The following is a 25,507-nucleotide window of genomic DNA, read 5'->3' on the forward strand; positions in this document are numbered from 1 at the left end:
CCATGGCCAGCCGTCTGCCGACGCTCCGCCATGGTCGGTTCACGACCGGAGAAGGATCATGATGCGTATTCGCGGGGCGATGGGCATCGCTGCCGTGCTGCTGGCGGTGTCCGCTCCGGCTGCGGGCACGGCGCTGGCCACGGAGGCGGCCCCGATCACCGGCCTGGCCGCTCAGGCGGCGCTGGCCGGTGCGGCGAACGACGACGTGCTGGCGAGGCGGCTGGACGACCGGGTGAAGCTGCAGCGCACCTCGCACCGGGGCATGGAGTTCGTGCCGATCGCGCGCCCGGGCGGGACCAAGAACGGCAAGGCCAAGCTCGGCATCGACATCGTCAACCAGATCGAGCTCGACGGCAACGCGCTGGACAACGTGTTCTCCAGCCTCCTGCCGCTCGACTTCAACAACAACGGCACGGCCGAATTCCTGCACTGGAACGGCCACCGGATCATGCGGCTCTATGGCGGCAAGGGTAACAAGATCTGGCAGATCACCAACAGCTCCGGCCGCCGCCAGGGCAAGGAAGCCTGGACCCATCGCGATACCGCCGCGATCCTCGACCTGAACGGCGACAAGAAGGAGGACGTCCTCCACTGCTGGCAGTCCGGCTCCACCAGACAGCTGGTCGCCCGCAACGGCGCCAACGGCAAGGAGATCCGCAAGGTCAGTCTGAGCGGCCAGAGCAACTCGGCCGCCAGCCTGTGCCTGATCTCCGTGTATCGCAAGCAGTCGGACAAGAAGCCGATCGTGATCGTCGCCCAGCAGCAGCCGGGCGGCAGCGCCAAGTGCGACAGCAAGAACTATGTCGACTACTATACCCGGGTCGCCGCCTACGACACCAACCTGAAGCTGCTCTGGACCACCGACACCTGCCATGCCGGCCACCAGACCGCCGGGGTGGACACCGATGGTGACGGCTACATGGAGTATTTCTTCGCCGGCAAGTATGCGCTCGACTTCAACGGCAAGATCCGCTGCTCGCTGAGCGGCTGGAACAGCAAGGACCATGTCGACGCGATCCGCGTCGGCCGGCTCGATCCCGCCTCCACCCGGATCACCGCCGTGGCGCTGGGTGCCACCGGTGGTGGCGGCTTCGACGCCAGCAACTGCAAGCGGCTCTGGACCATGCCCAAGGAGATCAAGAACCCGCAGGAGCTGTCGATCGCCCAGCTCGACCCTGCCCCCAAGCCGCTATCGATCACCGTCACCCAGCGCGGCTCGGACACCACCAAGAGCCACGTGCTCAACAAGGACGGTAAGATCGTCCGCACCATCGGCCACCGCGTCGTGCCGATGCAGAACGCCGAGCTCGACAGCGACACCCGCACCGACGAGCTGGTCTCGATGTTCGGCAACGTGTTCAACGGCGCCGGCAGCAAGATCCTGTCGACCAACTGGTACTGGGACCTCAAGGGCAGCAAGGTGAAGCAGGTGAGCACGGCCAACGAATACGAGGCCTGGGCGGCGTTCCCCCTGCTCTACGACGTCGACAATGACGGCCGCGACGAGTTGGTCACCTGGGGCCAGAGTCTGATCGTGGTCGGTCGGCCCCGCTGAAGAACGGCCGCGGGAGGGAGCACCCGCCCCGCGGCCGCACCGGTGATCGGCTCAGTGATGATGTCCGTGGCGATGCACGTCGCCGCGGATCTCGCCGGCCGGATACTTGGCCGAGTGTACGTTGACATAGACCGCACCGGCGCGGATCGCGCGGATCAGCTCGCCGATATTGTCCACGCCCTGGGCCTCGGGCCCCGTGGCCTGGCGGATCGTGCCGGACACGCGCCCGGACTTCGGGCAGGCGGGCGTGCCGGCCGGGCCATTGCCCAGATTGGTGCACAGGAAGGCGGAGATGCCGCCATTGACCGCCGGGCGGCCGATATGGATGTGCGCCTGGGTCACGGTGCTCTCGGTGGCCCGGTACTCCAGCGTGTACCTGATCGTGCTGCCGTCGATGCGCAGCGTGGCGCTGCCGCTGCCCGGCGTGACCAGGGTCGGCACTTCCTGGAAGCTGTCGAGCTTCACCACGAAGACGTTGCGGTGCCGGTCGCCCCGGCGGTCGCCATCCCTGGCCTGGACTGCATCACCCGCCACGGCGGCAAGGCAGAATGCGGCGCACAGCGTGCCCATGAGCTTGGCGCGGATCATTGCAACCTCCCTTTCCGGCAATCGCCTCCGCGGACGAAGCGGGGCAGATCACCTTGGTTACCATCATCATCTTCCGCCAGCCTCACGGGCAGTTCAAGAAATATTGACCTTGGTTTATGTAATATTTCCACCGCCAAATACGACAGCAGACCAGCCGCTGATCAACGTCAATATTCCCAAAGAGAAGCTGCCGATCTGATCCAGGCCGATCGTGACTTCCGAGTGGGCAGATTTTCCTGCCGGAACATCTCCAACATTCGTCACCAGCATTACCCGACATCCGGAACAGGCTGCCAACGCCCGGGCCGGCGCTTCTGCACCGGCCCGGGCAGTGCCTCAGCCCGGCGCGGGGCTGCCCTCGCGCAAGAGACCCTCGTGGCGCAGTTCCGCCCACAAATCCGCCGGGATCCGCTGGGTCATCAGCCGGACATTGGCCTGGACCTCCTCGGGCTTCACCGCACCCGGGATGATCGACGCCACCTCCGCCAGGCCCAGCGGGAACTGGATCGCGGCTGCGGCCAGCGGCACGGCGTGGCGCTGGCAGACCGCCTCGATCCGGCGGACCCGCTCCAGGATCTCCGGGGGTGCGGGCTTGTAGTTGTACTTCGCCCCTTCCACCGGGCCGGTCGCCAGGATGCCGGAATTGAACGGCCCGCCCAGCAGGAAGCTGAACTTCTTCTGCCGCGCCAGCGGCATCAGGTCGTCCAGCCCGTTCTGCTCCAGGAGGGTGTAGCGCCCGGCCAGCAGGAACACGTCCGGATCGGCGTCGGTCGCCAGCCGCTTGCACGGCTCGATCTCGTTCACGCCCATGCCGATCGCATTGACCACGCCCTGCGCGCGCAGCTCGGCCAGTGCCCTAAACGCACCCTCGACCGCCTCCTTGTAGCGCTGCTCGTAGGCCTCGCGGGTGCCATGGGTCCAGATGTCGACATCGTGGATGAACAGGATGTCGATCCGCTCGATGCCCAGGCGCTGCAGGCTGTGCTCCACCTCGCGCATCGTGCCGTCATAGGAATAGTCGTAGACCGGCTGCATGTTCAGCCCGCCGGCCCACTGGCCGCGGTCGATCTGCTCCGGCGGGGTCGGCTTCAGCCAACGGCCGACCTTGGTCGAGAGCACGTAGGAATCGCGCGGCTGCCGGCGCAGCACATGGCCGACCCGGTGCTCGGACAGGCCATAGCCATAGAGCGGCGCAGTATCAAACAGCCGGCAGCCGGAGTCGTAGGCCGTCTGCACCGTGGCCAGCGCCCGCTCCTCCGGGATCTTCTCGTAGATGTCGCCGAGCGGCGCCGACCCGAACCCCAGGACCGGCACCGCGAGGCCCGTCGTCCCGATCTCGCGCGTGGCGAGTTCCGTCATCATCGTCTCCCTGTTGAGCGGGCCGGGATCCTAGTGCGGCGTCCTGGTAAGCGTAAGCGCCCGCAAGGCGTCCGCCGGCACCGCTTGCCTGCCCGGCACGGGCAGCGCAGGTTCGGACCAGGACCAATAAGGAGAACGACCCGTGCAGCTCGGCGTGATCGGCCTAGGCTCGATGGGTGGCGGCATGGCGCGCGCCGCGAGCGCCCGGGGCCTGAAGGTGACCGGCTACGACATCCGCCCGACCCGCATCGAGGGCATCACCGCCGCGGCCTCGCCGGCGGAAGCTGCGGCCGGGGCCGACATCCTGCTGGTCATGGTGGTCAATGCCCATCAGCTCGAGGTCGCCCTGTTCGGCGAGAATGGTGCCCTTGCCGCTTTGCCCGAGGGTGCCGTCGTCGTGTCGAGCGCCACCATCCCCGCCGAGGATGCGGTGCGGATCGGCGAGCGGGTCGAGGCGGCGGGCCACCCCTACCTGGACGCCCCGGTCTCGGGCGGTGCCGCCAGGGCCGCCTCGGGCGAACTGACCTTCATGGCCTCGGGCAGCGAGGCGGCGTTCGCCAAGGCTGCACCCATGCTGGATGCCTGTGCTGCCAAGGTATTCCGCCTGGGCCCGAAGATCGGCATCGGCTCCACGGTCAAGACGGTCCACCAGCTCCTGGCCGGCGTGCATATCGCGGCCGCGGCGGAAGCCATGGCGCTGGGCGTGCGCGCCGGGGCGGACGCGACGGAGCTGTTCGAGGTGATCAGCAACGCCGCCGGGCGGTCCTGGATGTTCGAGAACCGCGTCCCGCACATGCTGGCACGCGACTTCACGCCCCACTCCGCCGTCGAGATCTTCGTCAAGGACTTAGGATTGGTGCTGGATACTGGGCGCAGCCTGCGCTTTCCCCTGCCGGTCGCGGCGGCGGCGCACCAGCAGTTCCTGGCAGCGGCGGCGGCCGGGCTCGGCGGCGAGGACGATGCCGCGGTGGTGAAGGTCTATGAGCGCCTGGCAGGGATCGAAGTGAAGGGAAGCTGAGTTCCATAGCAGCCTTCCCCGCATGGAGATCCCTGCGTGCCGCGCATCGTCACCTACAATGTCCATAGCTGCATCGGCACCGACCGCCGTCACGCACCGGAGCGGATCGCCGAGGTGCTGGCCGAACTCGAGCCGGACATCGTGGCCTTGCAGGAGCTCGATGTCGGCCGCGCCCGCAGCGGCGGAGTCCACCAGGCGGAGCTGATCGCCGAGCGGCTCGGCATGAGCATGCTGTTCCACCCCGCGGTCAACGTGCTGAAGGAGCAGTATGGCGATGCCATCCTGACCACCCTGCCATGCCGGCTGGTGCGGGCCAGCGCCCTGCCCGGGCCGCCACGCGGCCTGTTCCTGGAGCCGCGCGGCGCGCTCTGGGCCGAGGTCAGCGTGGCGGGCCGGCCGCTCCAGGTGATCAACACCCATCTGGGCCTGCTGGGTGCCGAGCGCCTGCTGCAGAGCCACGCCCTGCTGGGGCCGGACTGGCTGGGCCATCCGGACTGCCGGCCGCCCTTGATCCTGGCCGGCGACTTCAACGCACCCTCGGCCAGCGCCACCTTCCGGCGGCTGCGCCGTCACCTGCACGAGGCGCAGGGCAGCCAGCCCGGCCGGCGCCTCGCCACCTTCCCCAGCCGCATGCCGATCATGGCCCTCGACCACCTGTTCTACCGGGGTCCGGTGGCGGTGGAGCGGGTGAGCGTGGTGCGCACCCCGCTGGCCCGGCTGGCCTCCGACCATCTGCCGCTGGTGATGGACTTCCAGGTGGGCGAGCTGCCCGACCCGGCGGACGAGCAGCTTCCGGCGAGTTCCGGAGCCGCGCCCGCTCTGTCCGGTTGATGACGGGAGGACGGCGACGGAGATGACCGCCGCCGCGGCCATGGGATCAGCGGATCGATGCGGGCAGCCAGCGCGGATGAGAGCGGCCGGCCGGAGGCGGCGCAGGGCAAGGGAGGTTGGCGACGCTGGGTGACGATCGGCGTCACCGTGGCCGCCCTGAGCCTGGCCGCCTTCCTGCTCTACCGGACCTTCTCGCACTACACCTGGCAGGAGCTGGTCGATTCGGTCGCCTCCGTGCCGGTGGGCAACCTGCTCCTGGCAGGGTTGTTCGCGGCGCTGAGCTATCTCTGCCTGACCGGCTTCGACTGGATGGCGACCCGCTATGTCGGCAAGCGCCTGCCCTACCCGCGAGTGGCGCTGGCCTCGTTCCTGAGCCTGTCCATGGGCCACACGATCGGCATGGCCGCGCTCAGCAGCGGCATGATCCGCTACCGCTTCTATTCCCGCTGGGGCCTGAGCAACGAGGAGGTCGCCAAGGTCATCCTGTTCTGCGGGCTGACCGTCGGGATCGGCCTGATCGGGCTGGGCGGTGCCGGCCTGCTGGTCCGCCCGGACCTCGGCCAGCGCATCACCCGGCTGGGCGAGCCCGTCATGCTGGCGCTCGGTGCCGGCTGCCTCGCCATCGTGGCCCTCTATCTCGTGCTGGCGGCGTTCCTGCGCCGGCCGCTGCACCTGTGGCGCTGGTCCTTCGAAATGCCGAGCCTGCGCCTGGCGGTGGCCCAGGTCGTGATCGGCACGACCAACTTCATCATGGTTGCCGCCTGCCTCTACCAGTCGCTCGCCGCGTTCACCGAGATGCCCTATCTGGGCATCGCCGCCATCTACGTGATCGCCAACGTCACCTCGCTGATCTCGCACGTGCCGGGCGGGCTCGGCGTGATCGAGAGCGTGGTGATGTTCATCCTGAAGGGTGAGAACGTGATCGGCGGGCTGATCGCGTTCCGCTGCATCTATTTCTTCATCCCGTTCGCGATCGGCGGCACGGTCTTCCTGCTGACCGAACTGGTGTTCCGGGCGCGTGGCAGGCCGGGACAGGAGCAGCCGGGGCGGTCCACCCCGGCCCCGGCCTGAACGGTCAGGCCAGAGCAGTCAGGAAGGCGCCAGGGTGGCGCTTTCGGACTGCCGCCGGCCGAACCGCCGCCAGCGGGCACCGATCGGCTCCCTCGGGTCGAGCAGGGCCGTGCCGATCACCGGCCCGGTCCGGCCGTTCGGGTCGACGCCCGCGAAGTCGCGCAGCCCCTTGCCTTCGGCCTGCAGGGCCCGGATCGCCCGGATGGTCGAGCCATGCTCGACCGTGGCCGCCCGCAACTGCTCCGGCGTGACGCGGAGATGGCCCGCCAGGAGCTGGCGCCGGATGGTGGCGATCGACTGGCGCTCCCCATCAGAGTGCGCCTCGATCGCGAGGTCGCATTCGGTATCCAGCCCGACCGAGCGGTTGTTGATGTTGGCCGAGCCGACCTTCAGGAACCGGTCGTCGATGATCATCAGCTTGGCGTGGATCAGGATATCGATGTCGCCTGTGGCCGAGGGGGTGCAGGTGTAGTAGCCGCCGAATCGGCCGTGCCGGTCGGCCCGCATCAGCCGGCGCAGCACCCGGTCCCGGTTGCGGCCCATGATGAACTGCTCGAGCGTGCCGGGCAGGCGGCGGCTCATCAGCACCACGACCTCCGGCCCGGTGGGCTGGCGCAGGCTCCGCTCCAGCAGCTCGGCCACCTCGAAATTGGCGAAATACTGCGCCTCGATGTAGATGCAGTGCCGGGCGGCCGCGATTGCGTCCAGGGTGAGCGCGCTGATCTCGTGGACAGATGGATAGGTGCGCCAGGCCGGCAGGGTACGCGCCACCGCCACCTCCGCATCGACGAAGTGCGGCTCCAGGCCGGGCGGCCAGAGCTCGTCCCGCTCCGTGGTGGGCACGGGTGGCGGCTCTTGGCCCTGGGCGCGCTGCCAGCGGGACCTCGCCACGGCCGCCACCGCCTCGGCCGCCTCCCCTTCCACCACCATCTGCATGTCGTGGACCGGCTCGTAGAGATCGCCCTCGGGATCCATCCGCCGCCGGTCGCGGGCCTTGTGCCGCCATGTGTCCCAGCGCTTCACCGTCAGGTCGATCCCGCCCACGAAGGCGAGCCGGTCGTCGATGCAGACGATCTTCTGGTGATGCGCGGCATAGATCGGGTGCTCGTGGTCGAGCTTCAGGTGGATGCGCGGATGCTGCTCCCAGTCCTGGTTCAGCAGCAGCTCCGACGGCGCGCTCGGCGCATGGACCACCGCAAAGCTCCACACCAGGATGTGGACCTCCAGCTCCGGCTTGGCCTCCACCAGCCCGCGCAGCATGGCGCCCAGCGGCTGGCAGGTCTGGTCGGTAGGGCAGAGCCGGATCCGCCCGTCGAAATCCCAGCCGATGATCAGGATCGAGCGACGGGCCCGCTGGAAGGCCTGGGCGAGCCTGGCGAAGTAGCTGGCGGCATCGGGCAGCAGGGCCGCGCGCGACGCCCGCGCGATCCGCCAGCAGTTCCGGCCGGGCTGGAGGATCGCCGGCAGCGCCGCCTTGGCCCGCGGGCTCGTGTCATGCTCCTCGGTCATCTCGATCCTCGATGGGAGCGCAGGCGCCCTGGCCACACATCCGCCGCTGCGGCTCCGGTTCGACCATACCATCCGGAAACGGTCATGCGCAGCGCCGCTGGGCCGCCAAGTCCTCCCGGTGTGCCGTATCCCTCCAGGCCAGCCCCATGCCGCCTGCCAGCAACAGCAGGGCCAGGCCCGGGACGAGCCAGGCATCCGGGGCGTCCATGGCCAGGAGCGTCAGCCCGGCCACCACGCACCACAGCAGCGGGACGGGCACCAGCAGCCAGCGCCACCAGCCGGTGCAGCCGGCCAGCACCGCCAGCGTCGCGAGCGCGGTCGAATCGGGCAGGACCAGGGCGAGGTCGGCCTGCCGCCAGCTCCGTCCCGCCAGAAGTGCCGCGAAGACCGGCAGGAGGCAGGCCGCGGCGAAGAGGCCGAGTGCTGCGCGGCGGCGGCCAGGGCCGGCAAAGCCCAGCCGGCCGGACAGGCCCAGCACCAGCAGGGCCAGCGCCTGCAGCGCGAATGCCAGGGCGGCACCGCCCGCCGCCCAGTTGATCGTGGCATAGCGCAGCCAGAACCAGGACCACGCCACGAACAGCCAGCCCGCCGCCAGCACCAGCACGACGGTGCGCATGCCCTGGCTGCGCCACATCAGCACGCCCACCAGCACCAGCGCCGCCCCGGCCAGGAGCTGTGCCGGCCACACCGCCGCATGGTGCAGCTCGATCAGCCGGAAATAGGTGCGCGGCGCGAACAGGAGGAAGTCCTCCAGCGCGTAGCTGCCCCAGTCATCTATCATAGCACCGCCTCGACCTCGGCCACGATCCGGCGGCGCAAGGCGGCATCCGGCAGCTTCCCCTCGGCCGCCTGCATGTTCTCCTGCACGTGGTCGACCCGCGTGGTCGCCGGGATGGCGCAGGTCACCGCCGGATGAGCCAGGATGAACTTCAGCAGCAGCTGCGCCCAGCTCGTGCAGCCGAGCTCGGCCGCGACCGATGGGAGCGGCTGCCCCTCGAGCGCACGGGTGAGCGCACCCTGGCGGAACGGCCGGTTGACGATCACGCCGATGCCGCGCTCCTGCGCCAGCGGCAGGATCCGTTCCTCCACCTCGCGGTCCAGCACGTTGTAGGTCACCTGGATGAAGTCGAGCCGGTGCCCCTGCATCACCCGGACGAACTCGCCGTGGCGCCGCCCTTCCGAGGTGGTGATGCCGACATGGCCGAGCTGCCCGGCCGCCTTCATCTCCTGGAGCAGCGGCAGCTTCCTTTCCCAGTCCGCGAGATTGTGGACCTGGAGCAGGTCGAACTGCGGCACGCCCCAGAACTGGCGGGAGCGCTCGATCTGCGCTGCGCCGTCCCCCGACGTCCAGACCTTGTCCGCCGAAAACAGGCCGGGCGGGTGGCCGAGCCTGGCCAGGCCATGACCGACCACGGGCTGCGACGAGCCGTACATCGGCGAGGAGTCGATCATGCCGCCGCCGGCCTGGAAGAATGCCGCCATCACGTCCGCGCACTCGTCGCGCAGCACCGGATCGTCCCCCACGTTGAAGGTGATCCAGGTGCCGAGCCCGACGACCAGCACGGGCTGCCCGGACGACGGCACCGCGCGGGTCGCGGGCGCGGCGGCGGCCGATCCCGCCACGACCAGCGGCGCTGCCGCGATCGCCCCCAGCATCTCCCGCCGTCGCCAGCCCCGGACATGACCCGTCATGGCCCCTCCTCAGACGATCAGGTGGTTCCAGCCACCATAGTCCTCCTCGCTGCGCTCGCCGCGCGGCAGGCTGAGCACGACCAGCAGGCCACCCAGCACGACCGCGCCGATCTGGTCGACCAGCCCTGCCCCGCCCAGGAGGAACGGCGAGGCCACCACCCAGGCGCCGATCGCCACGTTCAGGAACCGGGCGGCCCGCGCGATCTCGGCCATGGCGGTCACCGCAATGGTGATCACCAGGCAGCCCATGATGTGGTGGCTGAAATAGAGATCGCCGGTGGTGCCGAGGAACAGGGGCGTGGCCATCAGCAGGACGCCGATCGCGGTCGATGCCACCAGGGTCCAGGGGAAGTTGACCCCGCCCTTGAGGAACTCGACCATCAGGCTGCCGAGCGGCTGGCTGAAGCCGGGCGACGGGTCCATGTCGTCCGACAAAGCCGGCCCGCCGCGCCAGAGCGTGCGCCAGAACGGCAGGCCCGCGCGCCTGGCCCGGATCAGGTACTGGCAGGTCGCCAGCACCTCGTCGATCGAGTACGGGATCAGGATCACCGTCACCGCCGCCTGGATCAGGCACAGCGTGCACAAGGCACCGATGATCGTCGGCTGGATGATGATGAAGATCAGGCTGACGGCACCCAGCGGGACGATCAGCATGCCGAACAGCAGGACCAGCCAGGGCATGGTCCGCCAGCGGCGCCGGTCGCCCGCCGCACCGGTCACGATGTCCAGCATGTAGGCGACCGCGCCGAAGCCGGCATCCGCGATCGGGAAGCCCTTGGACACGGCCGAGGTGACCACCGCGACCGTGCCGTTCGCCGCCTCATTGGTGCCGGGCCCGAAGATCGGGTCCCAGACGCTGTCGATATGGCCGAGCTGATAGGCGGCCAGGTAGCGCGACACGAACAGGCCGACGAAGGCCAGCGCCACGATCGGAGCACGCTGAGTATAGCTGGAGGGCGAGTAGGACCAGCCGAGCGGCCGGTCGCCCTTGGTAGCCAGGGCTTCCCGCGCGACGCCGGGCTGGGGTGCGATGATCACCGCAAACGTGATCAGCAGCATGCCGACCAGCGTGTCGCTGCCATAGGCGGCGGCATTGGTGGTCCAGAACACCAGCGGGGCCAGCAGGAGCCAGCAGCCGAGCACGGTCACCACCCAGGCCGCCCAGCCCCGCCCACGGTCGAGCGCCAGCTTGGAGAACAGGATCACCAGCAGCCCGGTGACGATCTCGCTGATCCCCAGCCACCAGTTGCGGACGGTGGGGTCGGGCAGCTCGTGGCCCAGTGCCGGCGGGGGCGGCAGCTGGCCCACCGGATCGAACAGGCCGTGGATGAAGGGCGAGGCCACCAGCCAGGCGCCCAGCATCATGTTGAGCAGGTGGCACCAGTCGGTCCGGTCGCGCTCCCGCTCCATCGCCTCGTCGGCTTGGCGCAGCCGGGCCTCGGACAGTTGCCCGATCTGCTCGGCCGCCTCCTCGATCACCGGAGCGGCAGCGGCCACCGTGGCCGGGTCGAGCTTGTTGCGGGCGTACCAGCCGGGCGGGTCCTGCTTCAGGCGGGCGACGATGTCGGGCAGGGTCGCCATCACGTCGTGCTTCGGCCGCCAGCCCAGCAGCCGCTCCGCCCGGGAGATGTCGAGCTCGTAGTGATCCTCGGACATCGAGGTCATCCACGGCTTGATGTAGCTGTCCTCGTCGAGGATCTCGGTCTGCATCCAGCTCCCGACCTGGGCCAGCGGCTTGGGCAGGGACAGGGTCCGCCAGTCCTCGCCATGGATCAGCCGGCCGAGCGTGCGCTGCATGTCCCGATAGGTGGGCGTGCTGGTCTCGCCCAGGAGGAAGGCGGTGTGCCTCGGCAGCTTCTGGCGCCGCTCCACGACCCGGAAGACCGCGTCCACGAAGTCGTCCAGGTGCAGGTAGGGCTGGCCGCGGTCGATGTCGCCGGCGAACAGGTAGGCGGTCGGCAGCCGCTCATAGATCCGGGCGATCTGCTGGGCGAGGAAGGCGGCGCTGCCGTCGTCGTCGTAGATGCCGGCCGGGCGCAGGATCACGGTCGGGATGTCGCCGCGCTCCGCCTCCACCACCTGCTCCGCCGCGACCTTGGACGCGGGGTAGGCCCAGGGCGGGTCGATCGGGTGGTCCTCGTCGATGCGCATGCCGGGCTCGGCCGGCGCATGCACCAGCATGGTGCTGGCGAACACGAACTGCCCGGTCTCACCCTCCCTGAGCGCCCGGATCAGCCGGCCGGTGCCGTCCACCGTGATCTTCTGGTAGAGCGGATGATCCTCGCCGGTGATGTCGTAATAGGCGGCCAGGTGGATGACCGAGGCGATCGGGCCGCCGCTGACCCCCCTGGCCTCGGCGATGGCGCTTTTGACGCTGTCCTCCGAGCCCAGGTCGAACTCCAGCGAGGTCATGCCCTCGACCGGCTGCTTGGGCAGGCTGATGTCCAGCCCGATCACCCGGTAGCGCTCCATCAGGCGACGGGCCAGCGCCTGCCCCAGAAAGCCGTTGCTGCCGGTAATGATCACGGTGTCGGCTGCCGGGGCCATCATCGCTCCAAGCGCAGTTCACTTCCCTGGCAAACCCCGCGCCGGGCGGCGGGTTCCGAATTCCCGAGGCGGAGGCGTGGAAACGGCCGGCGGGCCGTCCCAGGTCAGTCCTGCGCCTTGACCGCCACCGTGTATTGGCGCTCGATCGCTTTCCTGACCGCCCGGCGGCTCGCCGCGGGATCGGCCTGTTCGGGCAGCTCGCGGACCTCCTTGGCGAGCCCGTCGTCCTTGACCGCCTCCTCGAACCAGCGTGCGTAGTCGCCGTTCTGAAGGTGGAACAGCCAGGTCTCGTCGTCGACGCCCTCGGCGATCTGCAGGAAGATCATGAGGTTGTTGGCGCGCAGGTTGAGCTTCCCATCCGGGCCGCGGAAATAGAAGCTCCGGTCCGGGCCGAGGTCGCCCTGCGCGTACTTGCGCACATGGCGCTTGAGCCGCTCCTTGGGCGGGTCCACCTCGACCTCCTGGACCATTCCGTCCCGCCACAGGATGCCATGGCGCGGCTCCATCGGTCCGGCTGACACCTCGCCCACCGGCTTGCCCGAGACTTCCGCGAACTCCTCCAGCACCCGCTTCGGATCGCTGCCGATCGCCAGCATCGTGGTGACGGTCCGGGCGAGCTTCGGCGCCAGCGATTCCGGGTGCACGGTGATCATGAGGGTGGCCGGGAGGCATTCCGGCACGACCGCCTCGGCCGGCACCCATTCCCGCGGGAACATGTGGTGGGCCTCGTCGATCAGCAGCCATTGCGGCCGGCCGACCTCGGCGCGCAGGCGCTGGATCTCCGGCAGGAGGCGGGTGAGGAAGCCCGGCCGCTCGTCGATGTCGAACCCCAGCAGGTTCACCACCACGTTCTCCATGCGCGGGCCCAAGAGCTCCACCACGTCCTCGAGCGAAGGCGGCTGCTGGGCGTCGCCCAGCACCACGGCACCGTTGAACTCGCCATAGTCGCCTTCCGGGTCGATCACGCAGAACTGGAAGCCACGCTCGGCGAAGCGCTCCAGCAGCGTGGTGGCGATGGTCGACTTGCCCCCGCCCGAGATCCCGGCGATCAGCGTGGCCCCATCCCGTGGATCCAGCTCGATCATCGCCGCGGCGTCGCCGCCGCCGACCGGCCGAGCGAACGGCACCTTGCGCCGCGACGCGGCACGCGGGTCGTCCAGGTCGTTGGCCACCATCGCAGCGGCGAGCTCGGCCACGCCCGCCCCGCGCGGGGCCTCCGTCACGATCTCGGCCGCTTCCTTGAGTGAAGGCAGGGCATTGGCCACCGCCACGCCGACCCCGCATTCGGCCAAAAAGGCGTGATCGTTTTCCGCGTCGCCCACGCCCACCACGTTGTGCGCCGAGAGGCCCAGCCGCTCCAGCGCTGCATGGAGGCCGGTCGCCTTGTTGACGCCCGACGGCAGCACCATCACCGCGCCCTTGTTGAAGATGATCTGCAGCTCCAGGCCGAGTTCCCGGATCGCCGCCAGCACGGTGTGCTCGTGCGGCGTCCAGGTGGCGATGATGGAGCGGCCGACCGAAAGCGGCTCGACGCCCTCGGCCTGGAGCCGCTCGACCAGGGCCGCAGGCGGGGGTTCGCCCAGCACCGTCTCGGTCCGGGTGGCGGGCTCGTAGAGGAGCCCGCCATTTTCCAGGACGGCGAGATCGAACAGCTCCAGATCCGGGAACGCCCGCTGCAGGTCCGGTAACTCGCGGCCGCTCACCAGGATCAGGCGCCGCCCCGACTTCTTCAGCTCGCAGAGCGCGTCGAACGTGGCCTGATCCACGGCGCCATGCTCGGCGATCGTGCCGTCATAGTCAGTGGCGAGCGCCAGATAGTACATCATGTTCCTCATGATTTGTTTGCTGGCGCCTGCGACCGGTCAGCCAGGCTGGTCGTTGCCCTGCAGCGTGGAAGGCCCGTGCTTCGGCTGGCGCTCGTCGACCGCCTTCTCGACCTGCTGGGTGATCGGGTTCTCCGCACCGCGGCCCGGCAGCTTCTCCGCATCGGGCACGGCCCGGTCGACCGACTGCTCGAGGCCCGGGTCGGCATTGCCGTCACCCTTGCCCTTGCCTGCCGCCGCAGTGCCGGAGCCGGTGGTCTGGTCGATGCGATTGGCCATGTTTTGCCTCCTCGTTCTGCTGGCAGCGCAACGTGACGCTGCGGCCCGTGGTTCCACCTGGGGCAGGCCGGCGGCGATTGCAGATTGCACGGCGGCCGATGGAACTTTGACGAATTGCTGTTGTTCAATGGGCTCAGGTTCAAGGACGCAATCCAAGGCGGAGACAGGACGGAACTCGGGCTCGCAGTCATTGGTCGTCATCGAGTTCATGATCGCGGTTTCTACCCTGATCCACTGGTGAAATCCGACCGCACGAGCGCATCCGTCAGCAGTTCCCTCCCCGTGGAGATGCACCAACCAAAGGTTATTGTCATGGCTACGGGCTCGACGGACTACCGAACGGATCCCACCCTGACTTCCCCCTCGGCGAGCACCGGAACTACCGGAAGCCGGCAGGAAGCGGATCACCAGACCGGCGCGGCCAAGGACGCCGCCCGTGAAACCGTCGACCAGACGAAGGCGGAAGCGAGCAGGCTGGGTCAGGATCTCAGGAGCGAGGGCACGAATCTCGCGCACGACCTCAAGGAGCAGGGCCGCGACGTGGCGGACGCCGCCAGGCAGCGGGCGCAGGGCCTGGTCGAGGAGCAGAAGGCGGCCGGGGCCGAGCAGGTGAGCGGGATCGCCCGCGCCGCCACCCGGGCCGCGGACGAGCTGGAGCAGAGCTCGCCGCAACTGGCCCAGTTCGTGCGGCAGGCGGCCAGCTCGGCCGACGAGCTCTCGGACTCCCTGCGCAACCGCAAGATCGGCGACATCCTGCAGGATGTGACCGACTACGCCCGTCGCGAGCCCGTGGTCTTCTTCGGCCTCACCGTGCTCGCCGGCTTCGCCCTGTCCCGCTTCCTCAAGAGCTCGGCCGCATCCAGCAGCCAGGGCTATTACCAGGGCGGCTACCAGGGCCGCGGCCCGCAGGACAGCCAGGGCTACAACCAGGGCGGCCGTTACCAGGGCGGCAGCGGCTACGGCGACACCCATCGCTCGTCGGCCGCCTACACCGGCAGCTATCCCGGTTCGGGCGAGGACGGCATCCGGTCGGGCAGCACGGCCTATGGCAGCGCCGGCAGGGCCGACACCGCTACCCAGAGCAGCACGGGCTATGACGCATCCCGCACCCCCGGCTCGACCAGCCCCGCTGCCGGTACCGGCACCTCCTCCGTGGGCGGCACCTCTTCCGTAGGTGGTACCTCTTCCGGCGGCACCTCCCCCGTGGGTGGCACCTCTTCCGCAGGTGGCACCACCTCCATGGCTGGCGCTTCCTCCCTGGCGGGCACTTCCTCCGGGACGGGCGCTTCCTCCACGAGCGGCGTACGTCAGGCCGCCGAGCTCGCCGGAGCGACCAGCGGTGCCGTCAGCAGCGTCGCCGGCACCAGCAGCGCCAAGGACGACCCGTCGCACAAGGGCACGGGCACTCGCGGCTCGATCGGGGGAGGGTCCGGCGCATGATGCAGGACCGTCCCATCACTAGCCTGTTCTCCGACCTGATCGAGAACGTCACCACCCTGTTCCGGAAGGAGGTGCAGCTCGCCAAGGCGGAACTTTCCGAGAAGGCCGGGCAGGTCGGCACGGCGTCGGCGTCGGTGGGCGTCGGCGGTGTCATCCTGCTGGGCGCCTTCATCATGCTCCTGCACGCGATCGTGGCCTGGCTCGCGGTGGCCGGTCTCGGAACCCATTGGGGCTTCCTGATCGTGGCGATCGTGGTCGGCATCATCGGCTACGTCGCGCTGCAGAAGGGCATCAACAATCTCAAGGCGGCCCGGCTGATGCCGACCAAGACGGTCGAGCAGTTGCAGCGTGATGCTGCCGTGGCCAGGGAGCAGGTGCGATGAGCAGCTACGACGAGAAGTCCAGCAACGAGATCGAGCGCGAGGTCGAGGACAGCCGCGACCAGGTGCGCCGCACCCTGGCCGAGCTCAGTGAGCGGATGTCGCCGGGCCAGCTGGTCGACCAGGCGGTCGACTACATGAAGACCTCGAACGGCACCGAGTTCGCCCAGAACCTGGGCCGTCAGGTCCGGGACAACCCGCTGCCGCTCCTGCTGGTCGGCGCCGGGATCGGCTGGCTGATGCTGGGTGGCCAGCCGGCCGTGCAGCGCCGGCTGGGCCATGACGACCGCCGCCACTGGCATCGGGACGACGAGCGCCTGGGCGCGCCGCTGGCCGCCTATGGCACCGGCGTCGAGCATGGTACCGGCGTCGAGCACCGCCCGACCGGCACCAGCAGCGGCGTGGACAGCATGCCGCGGCCGAGCAGCCAGTACCCCGCCTCGGGCAGCCAGAGCCATTCGCCCTCGCTCACGGAGCGGGCCGGCTCGGCGGTACGCTCGGTCGGCCAGACCGGTGGGGCGACGCTGCACAGGGTGGGCGATGCCGGAAGCAATGCCGCCAGCGCCGTGAGCCGCGCCGGCAACTCGGCAGCCAGCGCCATCAGCGGCGCTGCCAGCAGTGTCTCGAGCGAGGTGGCCTCCACCTATGGCCGGGCCAGCGACGCCGCGGCCTCGGCCTATGAGCGGGCGAGCGGGGCGGCCTCGATGGGCTACCAGCGCGCCCAGGAGGCCGGGCACGCAATCGGCGACACGGCCAGCCATCTGGCGCATCAGGCGTCTCATCTGAGCGAGCAGGCCAGGATCGCCAGCGAACGGGCGGCCCATTATGCGCAGGACCGCTTCGGCCGGGTGATCGAGGACCAACCCCTGGTCCTGGGCGGCATCGGCCTTGCGATCGGCGCGATGCTGGGTGCTGCCCTGCCGCGTACCCGGATGGAAAACCGCCTGGTGGGCCAGACCGCCGACCAGTTCAAGGACGCGGTGGTCGATACGGCATACCAGCAGTACGAGCACGCCGCGGACGTGGCGACGGACACCTACCGGAACGTGGTCGAATCGGTCCAGGAGAGCGGGGTCACTGACAAGCTCGCCGGTGCCGTGTCCCAAGCCGCCGACAAGATCCGCGAGACGACCAAGTCGGCCGCGGACCAGGCGCACCAAGCCATCGACGCCACCGCCGACAAGGCCAAGCAGAAGGCGGGCGAGGCCGGCCAGAGCGGCGGCAGCGCCGGGTCGGGCAGCGGGACCGGCACTACCGGGTCGGGCACCAGCACTGCAGGCTCCGGCACGACCGGCTCGACCAGTTCGACCGGCGCCAGCCGGTCCGGTACCGGCAGCAGCACCGGCACCAGCGGCAGCGCCGGCATGAGCAGCGGCAGCAGCACCGGCAGCAGCACCGGCAGCAGCACTGGTGTGGGCAGCGGCAGCAGCACCGGCATGGGTAGCAGCACCGGCAGCACCACGCCGGCCAGCTCGACCGTATCCGGCAGTGGCCGGACCGACACCTCCGTGCTGAATGACCGGAGCCGAGACCGGGAGCGCTGACCTGGCGCGAACCGACCAGGACCCGCCGGCCGGCCCAAAGATGGGCCGGCCGGCGGCGGTGCTTTTCTGGAAGCGGGGTGACCATGACCGCCGGAAGTTCCGCCCGGGTGTGGCGTTGTTCACACGCTCATCATGAGATTACCGCGCCGTAAGCATCTTCTTTTACATCTTTATCTTCCACTTCGGGAACAACCTCCGCCCGCGACTGTTATTCAGCAGGGCTGCCCCTGGCAGCGATGGCGGAGAAGACATGGATGGCGGCGACCTATCTCGTCACCGGCGGTGCCGGGTTCATCGGGCGGCAGTTGTGCGATGAGCTCCTGCGTGCGGGCCACAAGGTCCGCGTGATCGACAGCCTGGTACCGCAGGTGCATGGCGACGTGGAGCCGCCGCTCCCCGCCGGGGTGGAGTTCCTGGAAGGCGACCTGCGCGATGCCGGCCTGGTCCGGCGCGGCCTCCAGGGCGTGGACGGCGTGTTCCACCTGGCCGCCGAGGTCGGGGTCGGCCAGAGCATGTACGAGATCGCCCGCTATGTCGGCGGCAACGACCTGGCCACCGCCGTGCTGCTCGAGAACATGATCGACGAGCCGGGCCGCCGCCTGGTCGTGGCCTCGTCGATGAGCGTGTACGGCGAAGGCCTGTACCGGACCGCGGACGGGACCCGGGTGGGTGCCGTCCGTCGCGTTGCCGGCGAGGCCAATGGCTGGGATCCGGTGGGACCGGACGGCGCGCCCCTGGTGCCGGTGCCGACCGACGAGACCAAGCAGGTCGACCTCGCCTCCATCTACGCCCTCACCAAGTACGCACAGGAGCGCGCCTGCCTGATCACGGGGGCGGCCTACGGCATCGAGACGGTGGCGCTGCGGCTGTTCAACGTGTTCGGCCCGGGCCAGGCCCTGTCCAACCCCTATACCGGCGTGCTCGCCAATTTCGGTGCCCGCCTCCTGCACGGCCAGCCGCCGATCATCTTCGAGGACGGCCAGCAGCAGCGCGACTTCGTCCATGTGCGCGACGTGGCAAGGGCCTTCCACCTGGCCATGACCAGCCCGGCCGCCGCCGGCCATGTGGTGAACATCGGCAGCGGCCGTGCCTACACCATCGCGCGCGTCGCCGAACTGCTGGCCGACGCCATGGACGTGCCCGAGCTGGCGCCGCAGTTCCTGGGCAAGGCCCGGGCCGGCGACATCCGCCACTGCTTTGCCGACATCGCCAAGGCCCGAGACCTCCTGGGCTATTCGCCGAGCGGCTATCTGGAGGACCAGGTCGGCGAGCTGGCCGGGTGGATCCGGGCCCAGGACGCGCAGGACCGCGGCGAGGACGCCAAGCGGCAGCTCGAAGCGCGTGGCCTGGTCGCATGAGGGCTGCGCCCCCAGCACGGCCGTTCGGCTTCGTCGAGTGGTTCCGCCAGGGCGAGTACGACCGGGTGGGCGAGGCAGTCGCCGGGATGCGCGCGGCCGGTGCCACCCGCCTGCGTACCCACCTGTCCTGGGCGGAGTTCCATACGCCGGGCGGGTCCGAGTGGTATGACTGGCTGATCCCGAAGCTCGGCCAGGAGTTCGACCTCCTGCCCTGCGTGCACTACACGCCGCCATCCCTGTCGCGCACCGGTCATTCCGCCGGGCCGCCCCGCCGGCTCCTGGACTATGCCGACTTCATCGACATGGTGCTGACCCGCTACGGGCGGCATTTCAGCCATGTCGAGCTGTGGAACGAGCCCAACAACCTGCTCGACTGGGACTGGCGGGTCGACCACGACTGGCAGCTCTTCTGCGAGATGGTGGGTGCCGCCGCCTACTGGACGCGGCAGCGCGGCTGGAAGGCGGTGCTGTGCGGCCCCTCCCCGTTCGACGCCCACTGGCTGGAGCTGATGGGCCAGCGCAACCTCCTGGCCGAGGTGGCCGCGGTGGGCTTCCACGGCTTTCCCGGCACCTGGGACAGCGAGGCCGCCGCCTGGGAAGGCTATGCCGCCCATCTCGGCCAGATGCGCGAGATTCTGGACCGCTACAACCCGGCTGCCGAGATCTGGATCACCGAGGCCGGCTACGCGACCTGGCGGCACGACGAGGCCCAGCAGGTGGCACGCTTCCGCGAAGCGCTGAACGCGCCGGCCGACCGGCTCTACTGGTATGGCTGGCAGGACGTGCCCCGCAAGGTCGCGGTCCAGGAAGGCGTCTATTTCGATCCCCGCCACTATCATCTGGGTGTCACCGATGCGGAAGGACGGCCGAAGCTCCTCAGGCGACTGCTGGAGGCGGGCGGCGTGAGCGGCCTGGCCGACCTGCCGGACCAGCTCCACGCCCCGAACGTCCGGCGGCCCTCAGCCCCGGTCACGGTGATCGGCGGCGCGGGCTTCATCGGCTCCAACCTCGCCGACGCGCTGCTGCGAGACGGCGAGGAGGTGATCGTCCTGGACAGCCTCGCCAGGCCCGGCGTGGAGCGCAACCTCGCCTGGTTGCAGGACAGCCATGGCGAGCGGCTGCATGGCTGCATCGCCGACATCCGCGATGCCAGCCTGGTCGCCGACGCGGTCAAGGGCAGCAAGGCGGTGTTCCACCTGGCGGCCCAGGTCGCCGTCACCTCCAGTCTGGTCGACCCGGTCCACGACTTCCTGGTCAACGCCCAGGGCACGCTCACCGTGCTGGAGGCGGTGCGTAACCACGCGCCGGAGACGCCGGTGATCTTCGCCAGCACCAACAAGGTCTATGGTGCCCTGGAGGACATTCCGGTCGCCGAGACCGGCGGGCGCTACCTGCCGGTCGATCCGAGCCTGCGCGCCCACGGCGTCGACGAGAGCCGCCCGCTCGACTTCTGCACCCCCTATGGCTGCTCCAAGGGTGCCGCCGACCAGTACGTCCTGGACTATGCCAAGAGCTTCGGCCTGCGCACCGCCGTCCTGCGGATGAGCTGCATCTACGGCCCCCGCCAGTTCGGCACGGAGGACCAGGGGTGGGTCGCCCACTTCCTGATCAAGGCGATGCAGGGCGAGCCGATCACCATCTATGGCGACGGCAAGCAGGTGCGCGACATCCTCCACGTCCACGACGCGGTGGCGGCCTATCGCGGCCTGCTCGCCGGGATCGACCAGGTAAAGGGCCAGGCCTTCAACCTGGGCGGCGGGCCGTTCAACGCGGTGAGCCTCCATGCCGTGCTGGCGGAGATCGCGACGCTCACCGGCAAGGAGGTGGCCTATGGCAAGGAGGCCTGGCGGACCGGCGACCAGCTCTACTTCGTGGCCGACACCCGCCGGCTGACCGACGCCATCGACTGGCACGCGCGGATCGGCTGGCGTGAGGGCCTGCGCGACCTGGCCCTCTGGGTCAGCACGGAGCTGGGCCTGCCCCTGGCCGAAGGCCTGCCCGAGCTGCCGGTCGAGCCGGCCCTGCCTGCCGGGCGGAGGAAGCTGGCATGAGCCGGCCGCCGCACCCACCACCCTGCCCCCGCCCGAGCATCTGGCCGAGCCCATGTCCGTCGATCTCCTGATGCGCCCGCGCCGGGTCATGATGACCCTGGATGCGGTGGGCGGCGTGTGGCGCTACGCCCTGGATCTGGCCGCCGGCCTGGAAGGCGAAGGGATCCGCACCCTGCTGGTCGGGTCCGGCCCGGCCCCGAATGCCCGACAGCGGGCGGAATGCGCCGCGGTCGGCGCCGAGCTGCACTGGACCGACCTGCCGCTCGACTGGCTGGTGGCCGATGCCGACGCTCTGGCGGAGGTGCCGGCCAGCCTCGCCCGGATCGCCATGAACTGGCAGGCCGACCTGCTCCACCTGAACCTACCCTCCCAGGCGGCCGGGCTGGAGATCGACCTGCCGGTGGTGGTGGCCTCGCATTCCTGCGTGTCCACCTGGTGGCGGGCGGTGCGGGGCGACCGGCTGCCGGCCGATCGGAGCTGGCTCGAGCGGCACAACGCGCTGGGCTTTCGCCGCGCGGAGGTCGTGCTGGTGCCCAGCCGCTCCCATGGAGAGAGCGTCACCGCAGTGTACGGCCCGCAGCCGCGCCTGGAGGTCGTCCACAACGCCGCGGCGGTGCCGCCCATCGCCTGCGGCAAGACGGAGATGGTGCTCTCGGCCGGGCGCTGGTGGGACGAGGCCAAGAACGGCCGCACCCTCGATCAGGCCGCCGCCGCCTCGCCCTGGCCGGTCGTGATGGCCGGCGCGCTGCAGGGCCCGAACGGCGAGCGGGTCCGGCTCGACCATGCCCGTGCCGCGGGCGAGCTGCCGCCGCATGAGCTGCGGCAACTGATGCGCGAGGCGGCCATCTTCGCCGCCCCCTCGCGCTACGAGCCGTTCGGCCTGGCGGTGCTGGAGGCGGCCGGCAGCGGAGCTGCCCTGCTCCTGGCCGACATCCCGACCTTCCGCGAGCTCTGGGCGGATGCCGCCATCTTCGTGCCGCCGCACGAGCCCGCCGCCTTTGCCGAAGCGATCCAGGCCCTGGCGGACGATCCGCCCTGGCGGTTCGACCTGGCCGAGCGGGCCAGGCGCCGCGCCGGCACCTTCACTACTCATCGCCAGCTCACCGGCACGCTGCGCGCCTACGGCACCGCGATGCTGCGCCATGCCCCGGCCGGGGCCAGCGGGAGCACTTCATGAAGTTCGTCCTTTATACCCATTCGCTCCAGTCCGACTGGAACCATGGCAACGCCCATTTCCTGCGCGGCCTGCTCAGCGAGCTGCAGTCCCGCGGTCACCAGACCCTGGCGCTGGAGCCGGCCGACGGCTGGAGCCGCAGCAACCTCCTGGCCGACCAGGGCAGGGGTGCGCTCGACCGCTTCGCCCATGACTTCCCGGGCCTGACCAGCCAGAGCTATGGCGAAGGCTTCGACCATGCGGCAGCGCTGGCCGATGCCGACGTGGTCCTGGTCCATGAATGGACCGATCCCGGCCTGGTGGCGGCACTCGGCCGGCTGCGCCGCGCCGGCGCGCCCTTCACCCTCCTGTTCCACGACACCCACCATCGCGGCGTGTCGGACGAGCAGGCGATCGCCGACCTGCGGCTGGCCGACTACGACGCGGTGCTGGCCTTCGGCGCCACGCTGAAGGAGCGCTACGAGCGCCAGGGCTGGGGCAGGCAGGTATTCGTCTGGCACGAGGCGGCCGACACGAGGGTGTTCCGCCCCTTGCCGGAGGTGGAGCCCGAAGCCGACCTGGTCTGGATCGGCAACTGGGGCGATGGCGAGCGGGAACGCGAGCTCCAGGAGTTCCTGATCGAGCCGGCAACCAAGCTCGGCCTGTCCGGCACGGTGCATGGCGTGCGCTATCCCGAGCCGGCGCTGGCAGCACTGGCGCGCTCGCCTCTGGCCTATCGGGGCTGGCTTGCCAATGCCGACGTGCCCCGGACGTTCGCCCGGCACCGGATGACGATGCACGTGCCGCGCCGGCCCTATGTCGCGGCCCTGCCCGGCATCCCCACCATCCGCATGTTCGAGGCGCTGGCCTGCGGCATCCCGCTGGTGAGCGCGCCCTGGGACGATGCCGAGGGCCTGTTCCGCGGCGACCGGGACTATCTGCGCGCCGCGGACGGCGAAGCGATGACGCGGCACCTCCAGGCGCTGAAGGCCGACCCCGAGCTGCGCCGCACGATCGCCGCGAGCGGCCTCGAGACCATCCGCCGCCAGCACACCTGCGCCCATCGCGTCGACGAGCTGCTGGCCATCCTGGTCCTGCGCGGCAGTGCCAGGGTCCGGGCCGCCCTTGCCGCCATCGAGGAAGCCGCATGACCCGGACGATCGCGTTCTACGGCTCCAGCCTCCTGTCCTCCTACTGGAACGGGGCGGCCACCTATTACCGGGGCATGCTCCGGGCGCTGGCCGCCCATGGCTATGCCATCACCTTCTACGAGCCGGATGCGTTCGACCGGCAGAGCCATCGCGACATCGACCCGCCGGACTGGTGCCGCGTGGTGGTCTATCCGGCCACGGCGGACGGCCTGGACAGCGCGGTGGCGGCCGGTGCCGGTGCGGACGTCATCGTCAAGGCGAGCGGCGTGGGCTTTGCCGACGACGAGCTCCTGCTGCGCACTCTGGGGCAGGCCCGGCCCGACGCCCTGCGGATCTGGTGGGACGTGGACGCGCCCGCCACCCTGGCCGAGGTCGCCGTAGCATCCGACCATCCGCTGCGCCGGGTCCTGCCGGAGATCGACCTGGTGCTGACCTATGGCGGCGGCGACCCGGTCGTGCAGGCCTACCGGGCGCTGGGCGCTGCCGACTGCGTGCCGGTCTACAATGCGCTGGATCCCACCACCCACCATCCGGTGGCGGCCGACGGGCGCTTTACGGGCGATCTCGGCTTTCTCGGCAACCGCCTGCCCGACCGCGAGCGGCGGGTGGAGGAGTTCTTCCTGCGGCCGGCCGCCATGCTGCCGGAGCGGCGCTTCCTCCTGGGCGGATCCGGCTGGGCGGACAAGGACTGCCCGCCCAACGTCGACAAGATCGGGCACGTCGCGACCGAGGCGCACAACGCCTTCAACTGCACGCCGAGCGCGGTCCTGAACATCAACCGGGACAGCATGGCTGCGATCGGCTTCTCGCCGCCCACAAGGGTGTTCGAGGCGGCCGGTGCCGGAGCCTGCCTGCTCACCGACCATTGGGAAGGCATCGAGCTGTTCCTGCGGCCGGGCGAGGAGGTGCTGGTGGTCCGCGACGGCCAGGACGTCGCCGAGGCCGTGCGGACGCTCGACCCGGTGCGCGCCCGCACCATCGGCCAGGCGGCGCTCCGCCGCGTGCTGGCCGAGCATACCTACGACCGGCGTGCGGTCCTGGTGGACCGGCTGCTTACCGCCGGCATTGTAACCAAGGCCAAGGAGCTTGCTGCATGACCGAGCGGCCTTTCGACCTCGTCGTCCTCGGCCTGTCCCTTTCCTCGTCCTGGGGCAACGGCCACGCCACCACCTTCCGGGCCCTCTTGCGCGGTCTCGCGACCCGTGGCCGCCGCGTGCTGTTCCTGGAGCGCGACGTTCCCTGGTATGCCGAGAACCGTGACCTGCCCGATCCCGACTTCTGCACGCTCGGCCTCTATGCAAGCCTGGAAGACCTGGAGCAGCGCTACCTGGCCGACATCGAGGCCGCCGATGCGGTGATCGTCGGGTCCTACGTGCCGGACGGCATCGAGGTCCTGGACCTGGTGCTGGAGCGGGCAAAAGGCATCCGTGCCTTCTACGACATCGACACGCCGGTCACCCTGGCCAAGCTGGAAAAGGACGAGGCCGGCTATCTGGCGCGGCGGCAGATTCCCGAGCTCGACCTTTATCTGTCCTTCTCCGGTGGGCCGGTGCTGGAGCGCCTCGCCCGCGAGTTCGGCGCGCGCAACCCGCAGGCCTTCTTCTGCGCGGTGGACGAGACCCGCTATGCGCCGCTGCCGGCGGACCCGACCTGGGACCTGGGCTATCTCGGCACCTACAGCCCCGACCGGCAGCCCGCCCTGGAGCGGCTCCTGCTGGAGCCGGCCCGCCGCCTGCCGCACCTGCGCTTCGTGGTAGCCGGGCCGCAATATCCGGACGGGATCGACTGGCCGGCCAATGTCGAGCGGATCGAGCATCTCTCGCCCGCCGAGCATGCCGCCTTCTATGCCCGCCAGCGCTTCACGCTGAACGTGACCCGCGCCGACATGATCAAGGCCGGCCACTCGCCGAGCGTGCGCCTGTTCGAGGCGGCGGCCTGCTGCACCCCGATCATCAGCGATCGCTGGGAAGGCCTGGGTGACCTCCTGCCGGAAGGTCGGGCCATCCTGATCGCCGACCAGGCCGAGCAGGTGGTGGCGGCGCTGACCGGGATCGACGAGCCGGTACGCCTGCAGATCGCGGAGAACGCACGGGCCATCGTGCTGGGTGCCCATACCGGCATCGCCCGCGCGGCGGAGTTGGAACGGCATCTCGCCGCC

The 25,507-nt window shown here is 70.0% G+C and carries 21 protein-coding genes and 1 pseudogene; 13 read left to right on the top strand and 9 right to left on the bottom strand.

Annotation, left to right across the window (positions count from 1 at the left end):
- The first annotated feature begins 58 nt into the window (after positions 1-58).
- Positions 59-1,555, top strand: a complete 1,497-nt coding sequence (locus HLA95_RS14950) for a hypothetical protein (RefSeq protein ID WP_191060729.1) — start codon at positions 59-61, stop codon at positions 1,553-1,555.
- A 51-nt stretch (positions 1,556-1,606) separates the two neighbouring features.
- Here the strand turns inward: HLA95_RS14950 and HLA95_RS14955 are convergent, their stop codons facing one another.
- From HLA95_RS14955 to HLA95_RS14965, 3 genes are all read right to left on the bottom strand, one after another.
- A complete protein-coding gene (locus tag HLA95_RS14955) occupies positions 1,607-2,143 on the bottom strand; it encodes a CHRD domain-containing protein (protein ID WP_191060728.1) in 537 nt (178 codons plus the stop codon).
- Between the two features lie 114 nt (positions 2,144-2,257).
- The gene (locus HLA95_RS14960) at positions 2,258-2,413 is read right to left on the bottom strand and encodes a hypothetical protein (RefSeq protein ID WP_191060727.1); all 156 of its coding nucleotides are present in this window, start codon (positions 2,411-2,413) and stop codon (positions 2,258-2,260) included.
- A 66-nt stretch (positions 2,414-2,479) separates the two neighbouring features.
- Entirely contained in the window at positions 2,480-3,502 is a 1,023-nt protein-coding gene (locus HLA95_RS14965; RefSeq protein WP_191060726.1) for an aldo/keto reductase, read from the bottom strand.
- 142 nt (positions 3,503-3,644) lie between these two features.
- Between HLA95_RS14965 and ltnD the strand changes: the two genes are divergently transcribed.
- Genes ltnD through HLA95_RS14980 form a run of 3 tightly spaced genes read left to right on the top strand, consistent with a single transcriptional unit; the run spans position 3,645 to position 6,422 of the window.
- Entirely contained in the window at positions 3,645-4,520 is an 876-nt protein-coding gene (gene ltnD, locus HLA95_RS29170) for an L-threonate dehydrogenase (RefSeq protein ID WP_222183718.1), read from the top strand.
- Between the two features lie 36 nt (positions 4,521-4,556).
- Entirely contained in the window at positions 4,557-5,351 is a 795-nt protein-coding gene (locus HLA95_RS14975) for an endonuclease/exonuclease/phosphatase family protein (RefSeq protein ID WP_222183720.1), read from the top strand.
- Positions 5,352-5,408: 57 nt separating this feature from the next.
- The gene (locus HLA95_RS14980; protein WP_191061392.1) at positions 5,409-6,422 is read left to right on the top strand and encodes a lysylphosphatidylglycerol synthase domain-containing protein; all 1,014 of its coding nucleotides are present in this window, start codon (positions 5,409-5,411) and stop codon (positions 6,420-6,422) included.
- 18 nt (positions 6,423-6,440) lie between these two features.
- Here HLA95_RS14980 and HLA95_RS14985 read toward each other — a convergent pair whose 3' ends face one another.
- From HLA95_RS14985 to HLA95_RS15010, 6 genes are all read right to left on the bottom strand, one after another.
- A complete protein-coding gene (locus HLA95_RS14985) occupies positions 6,441-7,931 on the bottom strand; it encodes a phospholipase D-like domain-containing protein (protein ID WP_191061393.1) in 1,491 nt (496 codons plus the stop codon).
- Positions 7,932-8,013: 82 nt separating this feature from the next.
- Positions 8,014-8,712 (bottom strand): DUF6064 family protein, encoded by a 699-nt coding sequence (locus tag HLA95_RS14990; protein ID WP_222183722.1) that lies wholly within the window; start codon positions 8,710-8,712, stop codon positions 8,014-8,016.
- Positions 8,709-9,623 (bottom strand): aldo/keto reductase, encoded by a 915-nt coding sequence (locus HLA95_RS14995; RefSeq protein ID WP_222183723.1) that lies wholly within the window; start codon positions 9,621-9,623, stop codon positions 8,709-8,711. The genes HLA95_RS14990 and HLA95_RS14995 overlap by 4 nt, the downstream gene beginning before the upstream one ends.
- 9 nt (positions 9,624-9,632) lie before the next feature.
- The gene (locus tag HLA95_RS15000; RefSeq protein ID WP_191061328.1) at positions 9,633-12,170 is read right to left on the bottom strand and encodes an NAD-dependent epimerase/dehydratase family protein; all 2,538 of its coding nucleotides are present in this window, start codon (positions 12,168-12,170) and stop codon (positions 9,633-9,635) included.
- Between the two features lie 104 nt (positions 12,171-12,274).
- Positions 12,275-14,005 (bottom strand): HAD family hydrolase, encoded by a 1,731-nt coding sequence (locus HLA95_RS15005; protein WP_222183725.1) that lies wholly within the window; start codon positions 14,003-14,005, stop codon positions 12,275-12,277.
- A 27-nt stretch (positions 14,006-14,032) separates the two neighbouring features.
- On the bottom strand, positions 14,033-14,272 hold the full coding sequence (locus HLA95_RS15010) for a hypothetical protein (protein ID WP_191061131.1): 240 nt from the start codon (positions 14,270-14,272) through the stop codon (positions 14,033-14,035).
- A 312-nt stretch (positions 14,273-14,584) separates the two neighbouring features.
- Between HLA95_RS15010 and HLA95_RS15015 the strand changes: the two genes are divergently transcribed.
- The 9 genes and pseudogenes from HLA95_RS15015 to HLA95_RS29175 all read left to right on the top strand — a co-directional run.
- Positions 14,585-15,712, top strand: coding sequence for a hypothetical protein (locus HLA95_RS15015; protein ID WP_222183727.1), 1,128 nt, complete (start codon positions 14,585-14,587; stop codon positions 15,710-15,712).
- Positions 15,709-16,095, top strand: a complete 387-nt coding sequence (locus HLA95_RS15020) for a phage holin family protein (protein WP_191061133.1) — start codon at positions 15,709-15,711, stop codon at positions 16,093-16,095. The genes HLA95_RS15015 and HLA95_RS15020 overlap by 4 nt, the downstream gene beginning before the upstream one ends.
- Complete coding sequence (locus HLA95_RS15025; RefSeq protein ID WP_222183728.1) at positions 16,092-17,636, top strand: DUF3618 domain-containing protein; 1,545 nt, start codon at positions 16,092-16,094, stop codon at positions 17,634-17,636. The genes HLA95_RS15020 and HLA95_RS15025 overlap by 4 nt, the downstream gene beginning before the upstream one ends.
- A 254-nt stretch (positions 17,637-17,890) precedes the next feature.
- On the top strand, positions 17,891-18,994 hold the full coding sequence (locus HLA95_RS15030) for an NAD-dependent epimerase/dehydratase family protein (RefSeq protein WP_191061185.1): 1,104 nt from the start codon (positions 17,891-17,893) through the stop codon (positions 18,992-18,994).
- The gene (locus tag HLA95_RS15035) at positions 18,991-21,045 is read left to right on the top strand and encodes an NAD-dependent epimerase/dehydratase family protein (RefSeq protein WP_191061186.1); all 2,055 of its coding nucleotides are present in this window, start codon (positions 18,991-18,993) and stop codon (positions 21,043-21,045) included. The genes HLA95_RS15030 and HLA95_RS15035 overlap by 4 nt, the downstream gene beginning before the upstream one ends.
- 52 nt (positions 21,046-21,097) lie before the next feature.
- Entirely contained in the window at positions 21,098-22,222 is a 1,125-nt protein-coding gene (locus tag HLA95_RS15040) for a glycosyltransferase family 4 protein (protein ID WP_222183730.1), read from the top strand.
- Positions 22,219-23,349, top strand: a complete 1,131-nt coding sequence (locus HLA95_RS15045; protein WP_191060973.1) for a CgeB family protein — start codon at positions 22,219-22,221, stop codon at positions 23,347-23,349. Before HLA95_RS15040 ends, HLA95_RS15045 begins: the two co-directional genes overlap by 4 nt.
- On the top strand, positions 23,346-24,446 hold the full coding sequence (locus tag HLA95_RS15050) for a CgeB family protein (protein ID WP_191060974.1): 1,101 nt from the start codon (positions 23,346-23,348) through the stop codon (positions 24,444-24,446). The genes HLA95_RS15045 and HLA95_RS15050 overlap by 4 nt, the downstream gene beginning before the upstream one ends.
- Positions 24,443-25,489 (top strand): annotated as a pseudogene (locus tag HLA95_RS29175) (CgeB family protein); the annotation flags it as partial. The gene HLA95_RS15050 and the pseudogene HLA95_RS29175, both read left to right, overlap by 4 nt.
- Positions 25,490-25,507: the final 18 nt, after the last annotated feature.

This window comes from Geminicoccus harenae, from assembly GCF_019800005.1.
In the GTDB taxonomy this organism is placed as follows: domain Bacteria; phylum Pseudomonadota; class Alphaproteobacteria; order Geminicoccales; family Geminicoccaceae; genus Geminicoccus; species Geminicoccus harenae.

What these genes read in the sequence shown, in the direction of transcription:
- HLA95_RS14980 (WP_191061392.1), top strand. Translation starts at nt 5,409, where the DNA reads ATGCGGGCAGCCAGCGCGGATGAGAGCGGCCGGCCGGAGGCGGCGCAG.
- HLA95_RS14950 (WP_191060729.1), top strand. Translation starts at nt 59, where the DNA reads ATGATGCGTATTCGCGGGGCGATGGGCATCGCTGCCGTGCTGCTGGCG.
- HLA95_RS14990 (WP_222183722.1), bottom strand. Translation starts at nt 8,712, where the DNA reads ATGATAGATGACTGGGGCAGCTACGCGCTGGAGGACTTCCTCCTGTTC.
- HLA95_RS15040 (WP_222183730.1), top strand. Translation starts at nt 21,098, where the DNA reads ATGTCCGTCGATCTCCTGATGCGCCCGCGCCGGGTCATGATGACCCTG.
- HLA95_RS14955 (WP_191060728.1), bottom strand. Translation starts at nt 2,143, where the DNA reads ATGATCCGCGCCAAGCTCATGGGCACGCTGTGCGCCGCATTCTGCCTT.
- HLA95_RS15020 (WP_191061133.1), top strand. Translation starts at nt 15,709, where the DNA reads ATGATGCAGGACCGTCCCATCACTAGCCTGTTCTCCGACCTGATCGAG.
- HLA95_RS15030 (WP_191061185.1), top strand. Translation starts at nt 17,891, where the DNA reads ATGGCGGCGACCTATCTCGTCACCGGCGGTGCCGGGTTCATCGGGCGG.
- HLA95_RS15010 (WP_191061131.1), bottom strand. Translation starts at nt 14,272, where the DNA reads ATGGCCAATCGCATCGACCAGACCACCGGCTCCGGCACTGCGGCGGCA.
- HLA95_RS15000 (WP_191061328.1), bottom strand. Translation starts at nt 12,170, where the DNA reads ATGGCCCCGGCAGCCGACACCGTGATCATTACCGGCAGCAACGGCTTT.
- HLA95_RS14985 (WP_191061393.1), bottom strand. Translation starts at nt 7,931, where the DNA reads ATGACCGAGGAGCATGACACGAGCCCGCGGGCCAAGGCGGCGCTGCCG.
- HLA95_RS14995 (WP_222183723.1), bottom strand. Translation starts at nt 9,623, where the DNA reads ATGACGGGTCATGTCCGGGGCTGGCGACGGCGGGAGATGCTGGGGGCG.
- HLA95_RS15050 (WP_191060974.1), top strand. Translation starts at nt 23,346, where the DNA reads ATGACCCGGACGATCGCGTTCTACGGCTCCAGCCTCCTGTCCTCCTAC.
- HLA95_RS15015 (WP_222183727.1), top strand. Translation starts at nt 14,585, where the DNA reads ATGGCTACGGGCTCGACGGACTACCGAACGGATCCCACCCTGACTTCC.
- HLA95_RS15045 (WP_191060973.1), top strand. Translation starts at nt 22,219, where the DNA reads ATGAAGTTCGTCCTTTATACCCATTCGCTCCAGTCCGACTGGAACCAT.
- HLA95_RS14960 (WP_191060727.1), bottom strand. Translation starts at nt 2,413, where the DNA reads ATGCTGGTGACGAATGTTGGAGATGTTCCGGCAGGAAAATCTGCCCAC.
- HLA95_RS15035 (WP_191061186.1), top strand. Translation starts at nt 18,991, where the DNA reads ATGAGGGCTGCGCCCCCAGCACGGCCGTTCGGCTTCGTCGAGTGGTTC.
- HLA95_RS15005 (WP_222183725.1), bottom strand. Translation starts at nt 14,005, where the DNA reads ATGAGGAACATGATGTACTATCTGGCGCTCGCCACTGACTATGACGGC.
- HLA95_RS15025 (WP_222183728.1), top strand. Translation starts at nt 16,092, where the DNA reads ATGAGCAGCTACGACGAGAAGTCCAGCAACGAGATCGAGCGCGAGGTC.
- HLA95_RS14965 (WP_191060726.1), bottom strand. Translation starts at nt 3,502, where the DNA reads ATGACGGAACTCGCCACGCGCGAGATCGGGACGACGGGCCTCGCGGTG.